General features: G+C 58.3%; 17 protein-coding genes and 1 pseudogene. 15 read left to right on the top strand and 3 right to left on the bottom strand.

What is annotated here, in order from left to right; genetic code table 11:
• Positions 1-104: 104 nt before the first annotated feature.
• Positions 105-3,776: pseudogene (locus EH31_RS10675) on the bottom strand (YobI family P-loop NTPase).
• 431 nt (positions 3,777-4,207) lie between these two features.
• On the opposite strand from EH31_RS10675, the gene EH31_RS10665 reads away from it, so the two are divergent.
• The 5 genes from EH31_RS10665 (at position 4,208) to EH31_RS10645 (ending at position 7,763) form a co-directional block, all read left to right on the top strand.
• Complete coding sequence (locus EH31_RS10665) at positions 4,208-5,137, top strand: ArdC family protein (RefSeq protein WP_034960335.1); 930 nt, start codon at positions 4,208-4,210, stop codon at positions 5,135-5,137.
• Positions 5,138-5,148: 11 nt separating this feature from the next.
• Positions 5,149-5,589, top strand: coding sequence for a hypothetical protein (locus tag EH31_RS10660; RefSeq protein WP_034960333.1), 441 nt, complete (start codon positions 5,149-5,151; stop codon positions 5,587-5,589).
• A 219-nt stretch (positions 5,590-5,808) separates the two neighbouring features.
• On the top strand, positions 5,809-6,744 hold the full coding sequence (locus EH31_RS10655; protein WP_034960332.1) for a DUF2493 domain-containing protein: 936 nt from the start codon (positions 5,809-5,811) through the stop codon (positions 6,742-6,744).
• Positions 6,745-6,814: 70 nt separating this feature from the next.
• Positions 6,815-7,084 carry a hypothetical protein gene (locus tag EH31_RS10650; RefSeq protein ID WP_034960331.1) on the top strand — a complete coding sequence of 90 codons (270 nt, stop codon included), beginning with the start codon at positions 6,815-6,817 and terminating at the stop codon, positions 7,082-7,084.
• 280 nt (positions 7,085-7,364) lie between these two features.
• Entirely contained in the window at positions 7,365-7,763 is a 399-nt protein-coding gene (locus EH31_RS10645) for a single-stranded DNA-binding protein (protein ID WP_034960330.1), read from the top strand.
• Positions 7,764-7,830: 67 nt separating this feature from the next.
• On the opposite strand, the gene EH31_RS10640 is transcribed toward EH31_RS10645, so the two are convergent.
• The gene (locus tag EH31_RS10640) at positions 7,831-8,097 is read right to left on the bottom strand and encodes a DUF6437 family protein (protein ID WP_034960329.1); all 267 of its coding nucleotides are present in this window, start codon (positions 8,095-8,097) and stop codon (positions 7,831-7,833) included.
• A gap of 346 nt (positions 8,098-8,443) precedes the next feature.
• On the opposite strand from EH31_RS10640, the gene EH31_RS17275 reads away from it, so the two are divergent.
• The 5 genes from EH31_RS17275 (at position 8,444) to EH31_RS10610 (ending at position 12,434) form a co-directional block, all read left to right on the top strand.
• Positions 8,444-8,665 (top strand): hypothetical protein, encoded by a 222-nt coding sequence (locus EH31_RS17275; protein ID WP_081853363.1) that lies wholly within the window; start codon positions 8,444-8,446, stop codon positions 8,663-8,665.
• 567 nt (positions 8,666-9,232) lie between these two features.
• Positions 9,233-10,489 carry a tyrosine-type recombinase/integrase gene (locus tag EH31_RS10625; protein ID WP_034960324.1) on the top strand — a complete coding sequence of 419 codons (1,257 nt, stop codon included), beginning with the start codon at positions 9,233-9,235 and terminating at the stop codon, positions 10,487-10,489.
• The gene (locus tag EH31_RS10620) at positions 10,486-11,727 is read left to right on the top strand and encodes a tyrosine-type recombinase/integrase (protein WP_051699179.1); all 1,242 of its coding nucleotides are present in this window, start codon (positions 10,486-10,488) and stop codon (positions 11,725-11,727) included. The genes EH31_RS10625 and EH31_RS10620 overlap by 4 nt, the downstream gene beginning before the upstream one ends.
• Entirely contained in the window at positions 11,720-12,118 is a 399-nt protein-coding gene (locus EH31_RS10615; protein ID WP_034960323.1) for a type II toxin-antitoxin system RelE/ParE family toxin, read from the top strand. The genes EH31_RS10620 and EH31_RS10615 overlap by 8 nt, the downstream gene beginning before the upstream one ends.
• A complete protein-coding gene (locus tag EH31_RS10610; protein WP_034960322.1) occupies positions 12,105-12,434 on the top strand; it encodes a helix-turn-helix domain-containing protein in 330 nt (109 codons plus the stop codon). Before EH31_RS10615 ends, EH31_RS10610 begins: the two co-directional genes overlap by 14 nt.
• Before the next feature lie 147 nt (positions 12,435-12,581).
• On the opposite strand, the gene EH31_RS10605 is transcribed toward EH31_RS10610, so the two are convergent.
• Complete coding sequence (locus tag EH31_RS10605) at positions 12,582-13,022, bottom strand: MerR family transcriptional regulator (protein WP_034960321.1); 441 nt, start codon at positions 13,020-13,022, stop codon at positions 12,582-12,584.
• A gap of 82 nt (positions 13,023-13,104) precedes the next feature.
• Between EH31_RS10605 and EH31_RS10600 the strand changes: the two genes are divergently transcribed.
• The 5 genes from EH31_RS10600 to EH31_RS10580 all read left to right on the top strand — a co-directional run bounded on the left by EH31_RS10600 (position 13,105) and on the right by EH31_RS10580 (position 16,311).
• The gene (locus EH31_RS10600) at positions 13,105-13,596 is read left to right on the top strand and encodes a methyltransferase family protein (RefSeq protein ID WP_051699178.1); all 492 of its coding nucleotides are present in this window, start codon (positions 13,105-13,107) and stop codon (positions 13,594-13,596) included.
• Positions 13,597-13,607: 11 nt separating this feature from the next.
• Positions 13,608-14,180 carry a methyltransferase family protein gene (locus EH31_RS10595; protein ID WP_034960320.1) on the top strand — a complete coding sequence of 191 codons (573 nt, stop codon included), beginning with the start codon at positions 13,608-13,610 and terminating at the stop codon, positions 14,178-14,180.
• Positions 14,180-14,587: a DUF4345 family protein gene (locus tag EH31_RS10590; protein ID WP_034960319.1), complete on the top strand. Its 408-nt coding sequence runs from the start codon at positions 14,180-14,182 to the stop codon at positions 14,585-14,587. Before EH31_RS10595 ends, EH31_RS10590 begins: the two co-directional genes overlap by 1 nt.
• Positions 14,584-15,009, top strand: a complete 426-nt coding sequence (locus EH31_RS10585; RefSeq protein WP_034960317.1) for a hypothetical protein — start codon at positions 14,584-14,586, stop codon at positions 15,007-15,009. The genes EH31_RS10590 and EH31_RS10585 overlap by 4 nt, the downstream gene beginning before the upstream one ends.
• A gap of 63 nt (positions 15,010-15,072) precedes the next feature.
• Positions 15,073-16,311 carry a TolC family protein gene (locus tag EH31_RS10580; protein WP_034960316.1) on the top strand — a complete coding sequence of 413 codons (1,239 nt, stop codon included), beginning with the start codon at positions 15,073-15,075 and terminating at the stop codon, positions 16,309-16,311.
• Positions 16,312-16,322: the final 11 nt, after the last annotated feature.

Below are 16,322 nucleotides of genomic sequence, written 5' to 3'. Positions count from 1 at the left end.
CCTCTTAACGTTCTCGGCTGAAAACTTCGGGCTGCAAATTCGAGCTGATGACCAACCATCCGTTCAGCGATGGTGGACACAGTAAGGCGACCGACAAAACCTTGTTACCGCCTGTGATAAAGATAAACTACAATGTCGTCGCTCCAGAGCGCCGAACCATAGGAAGAGATCACATCCCTGTCGTCAAGCCATTGCACCAGAATGCGATTCTCCTCGGTATTCGGGAGCCTCGGCCGCGCGTATCCGACCGTGATGCTACTGTAGGGCGACGGTAGCAAGCCAAGGGTTTCACGGATTTGCGTCAGATCCATTGTTTGATGCAATCCATTGAGCAACTTAATCCGCATAGTGGTTTGCTCAGTGGCGTGGATCAACGCTCTGGCCACCTCGAAGGTCATCCCTTCGAGATTCACGTTCGTCCTGACAAGAATCTGCGCGACCACGGCAGCCCTCTCGGGTTGTTCTGCTATCTGACCGAGGTCCATAAAACCGATCACCGCTCGCTTGACATCGTCCGTGATGTCAGAGCGTAGAAGCTTTTCACGAAAAGCGTCGTCGACCGGGACGGCAGACGGATCTTCGAGATAGGTGCCGATATTGCTCGCGATAAAGAGAACTTGCAGTTCCGCATCGTCGGCAAGCGCATTAAAATTCTCTTCGCAGAAAGTTACCGCGTTCTCTTCTATGAGTATCTGGCGTTTCGCGTCATCGAGTCCGCTCGGGAAGCGCCTAGCTCTGTTCGGCAAAGCGGCGATGAGTTCCCGGTATGCATCGTTGGGCAGCTCGTTAGTCTCGCGTAGGAAGTTCCTCAGGGCCAGAGTATCGTCTCCTGACGGCATGTCGATTTCGAGGAGCGCAGCCCTCATGGCGTCGTCGGACAGAAACTCGACCAGAGAGGCCGCCTCGAAGGTCTCGTCGGACATGAATGTGACGCAGTTCGCCCATGTCGGTTCGATTTTCGCGATACGAAACAAGGCTGGGCGCCAACTGTCAGGGACGCCTTCAAGGGAAGGAAACACGCCGCGCTGTTTGGAGATGAAGGCCTCGACATCCGCCGTCTCGAGTGCATCATGCGAGAGCACCTCTAGCATCGCCGGAAGGCCTTCTTCCTCGTTCCGATCCAGCTGCATGAGGACATTTTCGAAATACTCTTCGAAACCGTCTTCGACCCGGATCAGCAGCGGTCGAGGACCAATCTCGCGCAGGGTCGAGAGATGGCGGCGATGCAACCCATCGACATCTGTTCGGTCGAGAACGGACGAGTGGATGAAGTCGAGATTCGCGACCGTGAGGCGGTAATGCCCAGCTTCGAACAGCGACCGCACGATCTGTGGCCGATCCGCGAGTGCGGACAGGTCTTCGACGGCGAGCTTCAGAGGTTCGAGCCTCGAAGGATCGAGACTGTCGGTGAGCGCGAGGACATCGGGAAGTTCCTTAGAGAGATACTCGCCGAGTTCCCGGTGTTCGCTAGCCAACTTGCCAAGAAGGTCGGGCGGCACCTCCTCGATCAGTCGCGCTAGGTGATCGTTGCGCATCGAACTTTCCAGCATCGCCGGGACGAGCAGAGGCCAGGCTGCCGACAAGCCGATCAGCAGATCATCGACGTGCATGCCATTGGAATAGTAGGACCTGAAGAAATCCTCGTGCCTGGAAAACTCGTTTGCGAGGAACGTGAAGAGCTTCGATCTGCGGTCGTGCTGATTAGGCTCGCCAAGCAGGACGTCTACGAGCTTGACGTTCAGGACGAAGGACTGGCCGAAGTCTTCGGCCCGCATGTTCTCGATCACCTCTTCCGCGTTGTCGATCGGAAAGTCGGGTTCCGGCGTCACAAAACCTCGGATATGCCGAAGGAACTTGTTGTCGTTCGGCGACAGGCGGCCCGAATGGAAGAGCGACGTGTACTGGTAGTAGCTGTCGTCCAGATATCCTTCTAGGAGCAGGAAGCGTGCGAGTTCGCCCCCATCTCCCAGTTTCGCGAAGGCCTCGTTCAGTCTCGCACTGTCCTTCCTCAAAAGGACATTGAACTTGCTCGCGCGGATTTTCTTGATCCTTTCGCGCAGTTCGACGATCCGAGCTTGCGCCTTATCCTTGCTCTCGCGTGATTTCTTTTCGATCAGCGAAACCCTGTCCCTGAAGCCGATCGTCGGATCGATTTCGGACTGAAGGTTGCCGATGTCCTGCTGACGAACTGGACCATGATAGCCAGCTTGGAAATGAACGCGCCCAGCCTCGATCACCTCGTCGAACCTGTCGTCGTCCACCAACTGGTTAACAGGAATCATGGCTTGATTGCCGGTCCCGACGCTGCGCAGGTCTGCGGGTAGCGTCTGGACCAGAGCCATCGCGTAACTGCGACGCAGTTCTTTGATATCTCGCGGGATCTGTTGCTCTGCAGCCTCTATCCCTTGCTGCAGTTCGACGATCTCCGACCGATATTCGCGCTCGGCATCCGCGATCAGCCGATCCCTCTGGTCGAAGATGGTGGCCAGATGACCCTCGCCCCGGTGCAGCCGCTCGAAGTCGCGGGGATAGGTGTTCTTGTATATGAGCACCGCGAGCAGCTTGTTGGGATCGAGGGAGTTCTCATCGTCCGTCTCCAAGTTCGCGACGTAGATGGCATATTCGTTGAAGATGTTCCGGATGAGACGCAGATCGTTGAGATACCGCGACACCTCGCGCAGGAAATCGGGATCGAGCCTGTCTTGGAGAGCGAGCCGCTCACCCTGCCTCAGGACCATGTCGATCGCGTTTGAACTGTTGATTATCGGAATGACCGGGATGATAAACTCGAAGAATTTCGTGCGATCAGTGTTCGCGAACATGTCGTCCCGCAGCGCGTAGAGAAACTGTACCCGTCGCTTCACGCCGACGTAGCCGTTCACCAGGCTGTTGATTTCACGAAGCGTCACGAAAATGTCGGAATCGTCGAACCGGTCGAGGTCCTCGACGACGACGAGCTCGTAGTCGGTCGACTGGAAGAAGTAGACGATCTCGTCGAGGTGCCTGTTCAGTATGGATGACTGATCGGTCGCGGCGGGTCCAAGCTCAACGTTCTTGAGGGATATGCTCTTTAGCGAAACGCCGAGGCTGGCGACGTAAATGTAATGCACTACGGTGTAGACGAAGACCGTGGCAAAGATGAATATGCTGTAGTTGAACACGTTCGAAAGAGCGAACGGCTCGAAATAGGCTCCAGACAGTATGGCCGTCCGCCCAGCGAACACATACCACAGCGCCATGAGCCCGACGAGGATGTAAAGCGAACGCAGTTTCGATCAAATACCCGGCGACTTGATGCGCTTGAACCGCGACAACGGCAGCCGATCAGCATCCGCGCCGTATAGGAGCTGCTGGAGAATGCTGCGCTCAATCTCCTGTCTGGATGGCTGCTTCGCGTCTTCCGTCGACTCATCCGATCGCTCGCCAGGTACCCTTTCACCTGCGTCGGGCAGAAAAGCGGCCAGAGATATATGCAGGGTGGACCGCGGATGGCGCTTGAGGAAGGTCCTGATTATGCTGCTCTTCCCGGATCCGTATGGCCCGGTGAGAGCGATGTTCGACACGTCCGGGTTTTCCATCGCCGTCTGCAAGGCTGCCGCATAGACGCCGCTGGGATCGGCCTCGTCGGTCGGTGCTAGATCGACGAACTGCGAAGCGGTCTTGGTGGGTGTCGCACGTTCGTTGAGGTACGTCGCGGCTCTCTGAAACTGCACTGCTAACCAGCGTAAGTATTCCGAAAGTTTCCCGGAATTAGGTGTGGTTCGCTTGTTGTTCATCGGGACCGAACTACCGGATGACATATTTATTTCCAAGTGCAGCAAGAAGTGAATGCACTATTGACTACACTCTAGGCTGATCGATCCTAATTCCCTGATAACGGAATGTCGGTCAGCCATGAGGAAGGCTGGCGTGGAATGGCGCATGTAGTACGGACAAAGTAGACTAGTTTCTCCAATCCTCGGATCGAGATACTTTGGGCAGCGAAGGCTATCTTGGCTTCTGGATAGGAGCTGGAATCAGACGCACTTAATCGGCGGACATACTAGTCAAAAAAGCGGACTGGATTGATGTCCGCTTTCAGGATCGTGAAGGCGAACTTCAAACGACTGGGATGAGGGCGCATAACGCTCATCATTGAAGAAGAGAGGAGGCAGCTTTGCTCTTCCTGAGCCGGGACATCTCCGTCCCGGTCATCAGGAGAACTCCCATGACCAAGTCCCGTCGCACTGCTTCGACTTCACCTGCCCAGCGCATTACTGCGGCCATCATCCAAAAGCTCGAGCGAGGCACCAAACCCTGGGTCAAGCCGTGGCGCGGTGTGCCGGTTTCACGTCCGTTGCGCTCCTGCGGAACGCCCTATCGCGGCATGAACACCTTCTGGTTGTGGATGGTGGCCGATGGCTGTGGCTACACTTCGCCGTACTGGATGACATACCGGCAGTGTCAGGCGCTTGGTGGACAGGTCCGCAAGGGCGAGAAGTCGACCATCGCGATCTTCTACAAGAGCTACACCAAGGAGGTCGAGAACGCCGTAGGCGAAGCGGACACCGAGAACCGGCGCGTGCTCAAGGCCTATGCCGTGTTCAACGCGGATCAGTGCGACGGCCTTCCCGACTTCTACCATCCCAAGCCACTGGTTGCCTCGCTGGAGCCCGATGGACGAGAAGATTGCCTTGATGCCTTCTTTGCTCATGTCGGCGCAGACCTGCGCCACCATGGTGCGCAGGCTTACTATGAGCCGTTGTGCGACCGGGTCACCATGCCACCAGCCGAGCTCTTCGAAGCCTACGACCACTACTATGCTACACTCGCACACGAGCTATCGCACTGGACGGGGCATTCCTCGCGCCTCAATCGCGATCTCAAGAACCGGTTTGGCAGCGAGGCCTATGCTGCCGAAGAACTGATCGCCGAACTGTCCTCGGCCATTCTTGGGGCCGAACTGGGCCTTCCAGTCACCCACCTCGACCATCACGCCAGCTACATCGCGTCCTGGCTCAAGATCCTCAAATCGGACGAGCGTGCGATCCTGACGGCTGCAGTAAAGGCCGAGGAAGCGGCAAGCCTGTTGCTCGAACTGGGTGGCCAGCAATCTAGCGAAGGCGAGACCGACATCGATCTCGCTGATGCAGCCTGAGGAGCAGTGAGATGGGACGTTCTGTCAGTTATCCAACCGGCTCCGTGGTTGCCTTTCGCCTGCTTGATCACGGCGAAGATGACGATGTCGACTGGGTCTACGAGTGCCTCGTCGACGAGATCATCGATACCGCGAAAGCGGCCTTTCCCTCTTTCGAGCGCTTCGACGGATGGCGCGGCCGCGAAGATCGTATCCTCCTTCGCAATGCTTTCGCCGATTGCGGCATATCGACCTATTGCGGGCTCGCCGCGATCTGGCTCGCCGAGCGCGATGACGCTCGCTATTGGGAAGCCGATTTCTATAACCCACGAATGTCGAGAGCACGGCACTGGCTTCGCCAGGTCTCGGGTAGGTTCATCGACCTGTTTGGTGAGCTGCGCATGGTCGGTCGGTTCTCGAATGGCGAAGCGATCTTCGAGCGCTCCAGATCCACCCGTGACGCCGAGTCGTGATCCTGCCTCATCCCTGACCGCCGGCAGAGGCCCTTGGGCCGGTCGGGGCGTGCCGCAACCTGCGGCCCGTCGGCCCGTGTTGCCCGCGCCAGCCTAGGGCCGCAGGTTTCCCGCTGCGCGGTGCGTCTCGCCCCTTTCCCCGGCCCTGATCGGGCTCCGGCGGACAGGGCCGAGGCAATGGTGCCTCTTCTCCTTGTCCCCGCGATCAGGAGACACCCCATGTACGACAGCTTCATCGACCAGTTGAGCGGCCTTGACCTTTCAGGTCTCAGCATTAGGCCAGCCCCATTCAAAGAAACCGACTTTCCCTGCGAGGACGCGATCGACCAGACGCTTGGCGCCGTGTGGTCCGACCTTTTCGCGATGTTTTCCGACACTGCTTTGGAGGCTGATGCCGAGGATATTGCCTGGGGCGTGGTCAATCTCTTTCACCGTGCCGCCAGCCGCAAGTCGGCTCAGCTTGATCGGGCCAGCGACGAGATCCGTGTCCTCATCGCATCAGCAGATGGCTCCGAGGTGCATTCCAGCAATCTGGAAGAGCAGGTCGAACGCGCGCAGGCAGCCGAAGCCAGCATGCTGGCCTTCGAGCAGATGCGTGAGGTGGCTGCAGCTCTCTATCGCGACGAGACCGGTTCCTCATGGAAGCCCGTTTCCGGCTCGCGCACGAACCATTCGCGAAACTTCACATCAGCCGTGATCGATGCCCGCGATTTCCTCCGCGCACGCGCCGAGAACCGGCGTCACGCCCTGATCCCGGAAGGAACTCCAGTCGTCTTTGCTGGTGGTCGCCAGAGCTTTGAAAGCGCCGAGGATGCGCGCGTCTATGCCGACAATGTCTGGGCGACGCTCGACAAGGTTCGCGATGCGGTTCCCGATCTCTTCCTGGTCCATGGCGGCGACGGCAAGGGTGCCGATCGCCTGGCCGCCAGCTGGGCCGAACGCCGCGAAGTCCAGCAGCTGACCTATTCGCTCGATCGTCGGCTTGGTGCCCGCGCCGGGTTCAAGCGCAACGAGCAAATGCTTTCCCTCAATCCGCGTTACGTCGTCGCCTTTCCTGGCAATGGTGTAACCGAACGGCTTGTCATCGATGCCAAAACCCGCCGGATCACCGTGGTCGATCGTCGCGGCCCGTTGGGTACCTCTCCCGGGTCCTGAGGGGGCCTTTAGAATCTGCAGCTGTATTGCCCGGATGTGCATTCGGCGCCGACCAGACTATAGACCGGTCATGCAACTTGACGATCTGCTGCAGCGCTACTTTGCCACCACCGACCTCTCCAGGGTTTCTCCCGACACCTTTGCAGCCGGCATTGAGCACTGCCGGGTCGATCTCGGCCTTGAGGAGGACCGGGGGAAGCGCTTTGCGCTGTGGTCATTCCTGCACATGTTCGGGTCCGCCCCCGATCTCGATGTGGCGTTCAAGATCGAGGAAGACCGCGAAGCAGCCCGCAACTTTATGGATCTCTTAGCGGCATCGGAAGACGATGGGGTAAGCTGATTGCATTGGGGTCACGCGAGCCTTCAGACCCACACCCGATACCCATCCGGCTTTCTTCGCGAACAGTCCTGAACCAGGTCAGCTGACGACAGCAACCCGTTCCTTTCCGGCCGTGTTGGCAGCTGCGCTGCCTGCCCGCACCACCCGTCATGAACAGGTTTCCCTTCGGCCCCAGACGATGTCTGTTGGCCTGCGGTGCAGTCCTCCCATGCCCTGCTTCTTCTGGATGTTCGCAAGCCGGAGATGGTCTCCGGTTTGAGGAACTGAAGGAACTTTCATCATGACCAATATCGCAATCCTCACTGGCCGCATCGCCCGCGAACCCGATACCCGCGAGACCAAGGGCGGTACCAATGTCACCGGCATCACCGTCGTCACCGATCGCCCCGCACGCGACAAGGACGGGAAGACCTACAAGGATGAGAACGGCTACACCGCCAAGGAAAGCGAGTTCCACCGGGTGACCTGCTTCAACGGCCTCGCCAAGACCGTCGGCCAGTACTGCTCTAAGGGCCAGCTGGTCAGCGTCCAGGGCCGCATCCACTACACCCAGTGGGAGGACAAGGACGGGGTCACGCGCTACGGCACCGAGATCCTCGCCGACAAGGTCGACTTCCTCTCCCGCGGCAGTGGTTCGAGCGACGACAACGACAACACCGACGCTCCCGAGATCGACTGACATCGACCCCGATTGCTCCCCTTACGAAGAGGCTCTGCCGCAAGCGGCAGGGCCTCTTCTTCTGTGGTTACTGGGCTCCCGGCGCGCCATTCGAAGCACGGCTTGAACCGCGTCCCGTCAGTTTCTCGATCGCGGCATTCTCGCCGAGTTTTCCGAGTTCTTCGGCAACCTTCCTGAGACCCTTTTTCGAGAAGCTTTCGAGGCCGCTTCCCAGGATGATTTCGCCGAGCTCTCTGGCCGCTTGCTTTTCAAGTTCGCGTTGTTTGGCGTCGAGCGCCTCGCGGTCTGCTTCGAGCTTTTGCAGGGCTGCAATCGCGCTCCTGTTTCGGGGCATGTTACTTGTCCTTTTGTCCCCCTCGGATCTGCTCCCCTGTTGATTCCATGCCCGCATCATCGGGGTGTAGGAAAGGCAATTCGCACCCAGCAGGCGTTTGATGTTGGGCGGAGGTGGTGGGTCCTGGCTCACGGACATCCCAGCATGATGGCCTTGCGCCTTCCGCCTCAAGGACGCGCGGGGCCCCACCATTTTGCCCGCCACCGGATTGCATCCAGCGTCGGATAAAATCGTTGCCCCCACCGCCGCTCACGCGGTCGCCCATCCGGGCGATCCTGTGACCCGGAATACGCAAGACCATCACACGACCTCCTGTCGTCTCACGACAGATATCAGGAGGATTACCATGGCTTGTTCTACACATTGCACTCTACCATCGCGCAGCTACTTCGAGGCTCTTGAAACCGCCGAGAAACGGGCGCTGCACAGCTTCTTTGATCAGCATGTTATCGAGGATGATGAGCTCGGATACATCGCTCTCGACGAGGGTGACTACAACGCCTTGCCAGCGCATCTCACAGCGCGGGTGGTCCACACGGTCCACGGCGGCATGCTCGACGAGTTCTGATACCAAAGGCAGGGCGGGAACCGGCAACGGTTCCTGCCTTTTTTCATGTTCGCCTTGGTAGAGAACAGCGGATCGCCGACAGACATTATCCCTCGCTGACGGGCGCCGCATGCTTAGCAGCGGCGCCCGAAAAAGGAGCAGGGCTATGGACGCACTCTGTCCCGCGCATCATGCGATGCGCTCCTGAGGGTGCGGCTTTGTAGGTATCTGGGCCCTGCATGCACTTGCGAACCGGCAACGGGTCGGGCGGCGGGAAGCCAGGCACGCGACATGCCCCGCGTGCCTCGCTTCCCACGCGCCCTTGGCCGCTGCCTCTTTCGCAGGTGCAGCCTTCTGTTTGGGGCATCCAAGAGCTTCTCATTTGCTCTCGATGACCTGCCGGCAACCGTTGCTCGCGCTCCATCCTCAGGGACAGGAAAAGACACCCTTGGTCAAAACCTCAGATCGCCTGGATAACCCGCGCGCATATGGGAACAAGGGAGCACACCCTACGCCGCCATGCGGCAGAAAGATATTGTTAAGCAATAGGTTAGGTGAAGTTGTTCCTCTACAAAGAGGAGCAAGTCAATGCAAGCAAATGGCTATCTGCTACCAGCGAATGAAGCAGCGAATCATCGTCGAACTCGATCCGGTGAAGGGCGCGGGAGTGGTGAAAAGGCAAAGCCGTCCAACCGGGTAAGGCTCAACGGCAATATCGCCCGGCGTAAACCGGGCAAGCGCATATGCGAATATTGGGACATCGACCTGCCGGGCTTTGGCCTGCGGGTAAATCCCGGCGGCAGGCGGACGTGGTTTGTTCTGTTCCGCCAGCGCGGCAAGCTACGTCGTGTGTCGCTCGGAACTTCCAAGGATATCACTCCTGCTACGGCCCGTCGCCTCGCGCGGGCGAAGCTGGCCGAGGTGGCGCTGGACGGCCTGCCAACGCGCAAGAAGGCTCGCGCTGCGCAGAAGAGTAGTGCGCCCTTGATCCGCGACTACGCCGAACGCTTCTGGGCTGACTATTCGCGACACTGGAAGCCATCGACGCGCAAGCGCAACGAGAGCGCCATCTTCAAGGAAATCCTCGGCGCGTTCGGCGATAAGCGGATTGACGAACTAGCAAAGGGCGACATCCTGTTCTGGCGCGACAGCTTCGTTGAACGGCCCGGCGTGTTTAATCGCACTTTGCCGGTTTTGTCGGTGATGATGGGTTATGCCGAGCGCCTTGGCCTGCGTCCGCGCGGCTCCAACCCTTGTAAGGGCACGCCCCGCTACAAGCGCAAACCGATGGAGCGTTTTTTTGATAGCAATGAGTATGCGCGGCTGGCCACGGCATTGCGAGACTATGAGGCTGAGCAACCGCTCTATGTCGCGGCGATCCGCCTGCTGATCTTCACCGGCGCCCGTTGCGGCGAGATCGAGCAACTGCGCTGGGAATGGGTGCAGGAGCCGCGCCTGATGCTGCCAGACAGCAAGACTGGCGCGAAGATCATCTATCTGAATCGGCAGGCCACCGATGTTATCGCAGGGCTGCAAAACCGGACACCTAGAGGCTTGCTGTTCCCCTCGGTCCGCAATCCTGAGAAGCCGATCAAGCTCAGCATGCATTGGCCGAAGATCCGCAATCGCGCGGCGCTGCCGGATGTGCGGCTGCATGACCTTCGCCATAGCTTCGCCTCGGTAGCAATCCGCGACAACATTTCGCTGATGGTGATCGGCAAACTGCTGGGGCACGCGCTCGCTGAAACGACAACCAAATATGCGCATCTTTCCGATGACATCGTGGCCGATGCAGCGGAGCGCGTATCCGGCTCCATTGCCCGATTGATTGGATTGGACCGATGAACGCGCTGACACTGCGGGGCATCGTCGCCGAGGAACTGGGCGGCCTCAAACTCCACGCCGTCGGCAAGCGCGGTGGACTTGGGGAACTGCGCCAGACCATTTGGACGCGCGAACTGCCCGGCTTCGGGACGCGGCATTATGCCAGCGGTCGCAAGGTTTACATCGTTCAAGCACGGATGGCAGGGCGCACCCGGACAGTTACAATCGGCAACGCCAAGGTGTTGAGCCATGCGCAAGCGATGGACGTGGCAAAGCGTGTACTGCTTCGCGCACAGACAGGCGAGAATCCGGCACAAGAGCGCAAGCGGCTGCGCAAGGTTCCCTCCTATCGCGACTTTCTCAAGACCTACTGGGACAGAGTAGCGCCCAAGTGGAAGGAATCCACGCTCTACACACATCGCTACTATAAGCGGAAATATCTCGATCGCGCGTTCGAAGGCCTGTTCCTCGACGAGATCGAGGAACGCCACGTGCAGGAATGGTTCAACCGGATCACCAATACCGGCGGCCCTGGTGCTGCCAACCGTTGCAGTGAAATCCTGCGCGCCATGTTCAACAAGGCTGAGGAATGGAGTGTGCGTCCTGAAGGCTCAAATCCCTGTCTCTATATCCGCAAAAACAAGGGTCGAAAGTGTGAACGCTTTTTGTCCGACCAGGAGTTCAAGCGGGTCGGTGAAGTGCTTGACCGGCATCGCAAGGCCTTTCCGCTGCATTGCGCGGCGATCAGCCTGCTGATCCTGACCGGCTGTCGCAAATCGGAGATCACCGGTCTTCAGTGGAGGGAGGTACGAGGAAGACGTTTGCTGCTGACCGACAGCAAGACCGGCCCGCGCACAGTCTGGCTTGCCGAAGCGGCTGCAACGATCCTTCATGCTCTGCCGCGTTGTGAGAAGCAGCGTTATGTGTTCTGGAACCCGGCCACGCAGCGTCCAATTACCGACATTGGCAATCTGTGGAGCAAGCTGCGTGACGAGGCGGGCCTACCGGGCGTCCGCATTCACGATCTGCGGCACAGCTTCGCCAGCCATGCCGCCGCCCACTCTGAAACCCTGCCAATGATCGGCAAGCTTCTGGGCCATGCCGATGTGCGGACGACCACCCGCTATGCTCATCTCGACGATGGGCATGTCATCGAGGCAGCACAGCGGATCGGCGACCTGATCGAGCAAAACATGAGCGGCTCATATTCATTGAGACGTAACACTAAGTATGATAGTGGACCGTTGCTGCATGACTGAGAACCCGCGCCTTCGCATCTATGCCAACCGCTGGTTCGCCAAGTTTGCGGCAAAGGAAAAGATCAGCGATGCCGCGCTTGCTGATGCCGTGCATCGGGCCGAATCCGGCCTGATCGATGCCGATCTTGGCAGCGGTCTTATCAAGCAGCGCATCGCGCGTCAGGGCGGAGGCAAATCGGGCGGCTATCGCTCGATCCTGATCTTCCGCTCGGGCAAGCGGGCCATATTCGTGTTCGCCTTCGCTAAGAGCGACAAGGCGAACCTGAGTGCGGTGGAACTGAAGGTCTATCGCAAGGCCGCCAGCATCATGCTGGAGCTCAGCGATGACCAGATCGAAACGGAAGTTGAAGCAGGCCGATTGGTCGAGGTGAAAGACGATGAGCAAGGCTAAGGCAAAGACCTACAAGAGCGAGGCGATGGCTGCCGTCCACGAGATGATGGAAGGCCTCCACGACACGGGCAGCATCGACAGGCGCACCATGCGCGAGTTCGATGAAGCCTGCCTTACGCCTGCGCCCGTCCTGTCGCCCGACGAGATCAAGGCGATTCGAGAGGCAGAGCATGTCTCGCAGCCGGTGTTTGCGCGCTATCTCAACGTGTCGAAGAATCTCGTTTCTGACTGGGAACGCGGAGCGAAGAAGCCGGGAGGTCCGGCTTTACGGCTGCTATCCATCATTCAGCGCAACGGGCTCGATGCAGTGGCTTAGCCTCGGACAAGGGCGGAATGTCTGCTTTTGCCAGATCCAAGCTGAGAACAAGACGTTCAGCTTACGACCCATTCGGGGACATTGGCTGGGAGCGATACTGGATGGCAGAAATCTCGCACATTCAGGTGCGAGAACCGCTCTCTTAACTCACAGCGGTTTAAGGCGCTCGTGCTTATCAGTCTCGCATTCAGAGTGGTCATTGATCGCCGCCATAACCTGGCATCCGCCGACTTTACCGCCCCTGCAATTTTCGATCATGCGTTTCAGCTCGCGTTCCAGAGCCTCTAGCTGTGCCAGCCGCTTTTGAACTTCGGCAAGTTGCTTCTGAGCGATTGTGTCAACTGCCGAGCAGTCTTGGTCTGGTTCAGTCTGCAATCCAATCAAGTCTTTGATTGCGTCCATCGAAAAGCCGAGTTCGCGGGCATGCCTCACAAATGAGAGGCGTTCCACATCGACGCTGCCATAGAGCCTTTGCCCACTTGCGCTGCGGTCTGGCGTGCCCATCAAGCCGATACTTTCGTAATATCGAATGGTGGTCACCTTGACCTTTGCCGCACTTGAAAGACGGCCAATTGTCATTGGTTTCATATGAGTGTGCTTTTCCCACTTGCCCCTACAGTCGCTGTAGACTGTATCACTTGACTCGAATCACAATCAAGCGAGTCGAAAAATGCCTCAAACCCAGATTTCAGAGCGATCCAAGAAACAGAAAAAGCTGTATTTCCCGCCCCTGATGCAGTTCGCGTTCTATGGCCTTGCTGGCTATATTCTGGCGACAAACCTGCCCGCGCTTGCTTACGGATCAGTGCCTCTCTTTTGGCTATCGGTTCCCGTCATTGCGGTTGGAGCGCAGGTGCTTTTCTTGGCGGTTCGATCGTTTGGGAAAGCGAACACAACGGTAAATCCGATTACGCCTGAGCAAGCCGAGCAACTCGTTACAACAGGCCTCTATCGCTTTACCCGAAACCCCATGTATTTGGGTATGCTACTCGTGCTCGTGGGTGGAGCCTTGGCCCTCCAAAACCTCGCAGCATTCAGCGGACCAATTCTCTACGCCCTCTCTATCACGCTCCTCCAGATCATCCCTGAAGAGCGAGTTCTGGAGCAGAATTTCGGAAGCGCATTTACAGCCTACCGCAAACAGACGCGGCGCTGGTTGTAGGAGTGCTGCACATGATTGACCTGCCTTCATGGGTCTCTTGGAGTTTGTTCGGATTAGCGGCCAGTTCGATTTGCGCGATAATCGGGCTTTCCATTTTCGCGGTTTTGAGCGGAAAGTTTCAGTTCTTCCCTCCCCCTTCAGGAAACAGTTGGCAGCACCGCACCTTCATGGCGCTGTTTCGCCTGTTCCTTTACCCATTGCTGGCGCTTTCCCTTCTCGACTTTGCATCTGTGGCTCCCGCTTATGCTGTGCTCCAATATACTTTGGGCCTAGTGCTGTTGGTTGTCGGCTTTGCACTCGCATTCTGGATCACGTTCCAGATGGGCTGGCGCAATGCATTTGGCGAAAAGCACGGCCTGAAAACACAAGGTTGGTTCAGGATAAGCAGGAACCCTGTTTACGTCGCAACATGGGTCGGCATGATTGGTTGGGGCCTGCTCGCCAACACGTTGCTTGTCTGGATATTATTGGCGCTCTGGGCGACCATGTATTTGCTTGCCCCTGTATTCGAGGAACCATGGTTGGAGCAGCAATACGGTCAGGACTATCTGGACTACAAACGCCAAACCAGGCGGTTTCTGTGATGAGCCATCTTCATCGAAACCTGGGCCGTGTTTACCCTTCTTTTGCGGGCTGCATTTTTCTCGCGCTCGGAATAGTAACTCTCATTCAGCCGGAAATCATGAGCTACTATGCGATTGGGCTCGACCAGCCATCTGCCCGGGTGGCTATGCGCGCCATGATCGGAGGCGGCGAGATAGGTATAGGCGTTGTCCTGATCCTTGGGGGGCGCATCAACCTCTCTTCGCGTCAGCTTAGTCTGACTGCTGCCGCAATTTTTATCTGCGTGGGATTAAGCAGAGTTGCGGCTGTTTTCATGGAGGGCGCTGATCTGCTTGCCGTCCAACCGCTGCGTGAAGCTCTTATCGAGATATTGCTTGGCGGCATAGGGCTATGGGCGGCGCGTGGATTGGAGCACGATCAACTATGAGCATTTTCAGCCATCCAAGTTCCATGATTGATATAAACTTGTACAAATCTTCACGTGTTTCTAAGATGTTCGCTGAAGTGACACGCAAGATTTTGCCTTTTCTCGCCGTATTAGCGATCCTTTTCAGCAGCGTGCTGTCCCTCCCGGACGTGCATGCCGGGGAAGGTGAAAGCTTCGCTCATGCAGCCGATCATATCTATGCGCATGGCGCGGACCATTTTGATACGAACGATGCAACACCAGACCATGATGGACATGACCATTCGGCCACGCACCACCACAATTGCAGTTTTAGTCTCGCTGACACCAGCATGCTCCTGCGATCACCTTTCTGGAGTTCGGATAACCTGAGGGGCCCGCTTGCCACGTCATCGCTCGCCTCCCGTGCTCCCCCAGTCCTGATACAGCCTCCCAAAGCCTGACCGACAATCATTTGCGAGCTCGCTTTCGAGCGCGCTCGATTGGTTTCAGTCAGGAGATAAGAAATGCGGTGCATTGCACTGGCCGCGGCCTTGATTGCCGTGTGTACGGGTTTGCCGATATCGGCACAGGAAACAATTACTCTCGATGAAGCGCTCGCCAGAGCGGGCGTTGACGGTCAAGAGGGTACAAGTTCGAACAGCAATCCGCGCGTCTACGGCCCGCAAGCGGAAGCAGAAGCCGCGCGTGCGGCTATCGACCAGGCGCGGCTTCGGCCTAACCCTTCGCTGTCGTTCGAGGTGGAAGACATTGCAGGTTCCGGTGCATTTTCCGGCCTGCGCTCTTCCGAATATACTCTGGCGATCGGCCAGCAGCTTGAACTCGGCGGCAAACGAAGGGCGCGCATCGCGAGCGCACAGGCATCGGCCGACTTCACCGGCTTGCAGAGCGACCTCGCCCTGTCGCAACTCGCGCTGGGCGTTCGTGAGCGATATGTCGAAGCTGTCGCCGCAGGCCAGCGCCTCGTCCTGGCGCTCGAAATCGTCGAACGGAACCGTGAGCTGGCCCGGATCGCCAATGTGCTTGTCGAGGTCGGGCGGGAGCCGCCGCTGCGTGCCATGCGCGCCCGTGCAGCGCTTGCAGAAGCGGAAGCTGAGCTGCAGGCTGCACAAGCTGCCGATCTAGCGGCACGTCAGGCGCTCGCGGCTCTTTGGGTGTCCGGCCGGCCCAACCCGGTTGTATCAAACGTCTTTCCTGATTTAGCGCCGCCGCTCGCTCCGCTGGGTTCCGAAGATCCCTTGCAGCTGCGCATTGCGGATGCGCGAACCAGCTTTGCTGAGGCCGAAATTGCGCGTGAACGCTCGCTCGGCGTTCCCGACCCCACGCTGTCGGCAGGCGTGCGCCGATTTCAGGAAAGCAACGATCAAGCCTTCATTGTCGGGATTTCCATTCCGCTGCCCTTCCGCAACCGTAACCAAGGCAACATCGCGGCCGCTGAAGCGCAATACCGCGCGGCAAGCGCGAGCGAGGCGATAGCCGAGGCGGACTACCGCGTGGAGTTCGAGCGGACGCGAACGCTGTATCTGGCCGCCGAAACGCGGGTGGAGACCCTTTCCAGCGCATCCCTGCCGCAGGCCGAGGAAGCACTCCGACTTGTCGAGATCGGATACCGCAATGGCCGGTTTCCGCTGATCGAAGTCCTAGCAGCTGCCGAAGCGCGCGACGCCATTCGTGAAAATCTGATTCAGGCAGAAGAGTCCCGCGGCCTGCTCGCGGCGCGGCTCATCTGGCTCACCGCACAGTGAGATCCCTTCCC

Source organism: Erythrobacter longus, assembly GCF_000715015.1.
GTDB classification, from domain to species: Bacteria; Pseudomonadota; Alphaproteobacteria; order Sphingomonadales; family Sphingomonadaceae; genus Erythrobacter; species Erythrobacter longus.
The sequence above is the reverse complement of the archived record's forward strand: the minus strand, read 5'-3'. Positions and strand labels throughout refer to the sequence as shown.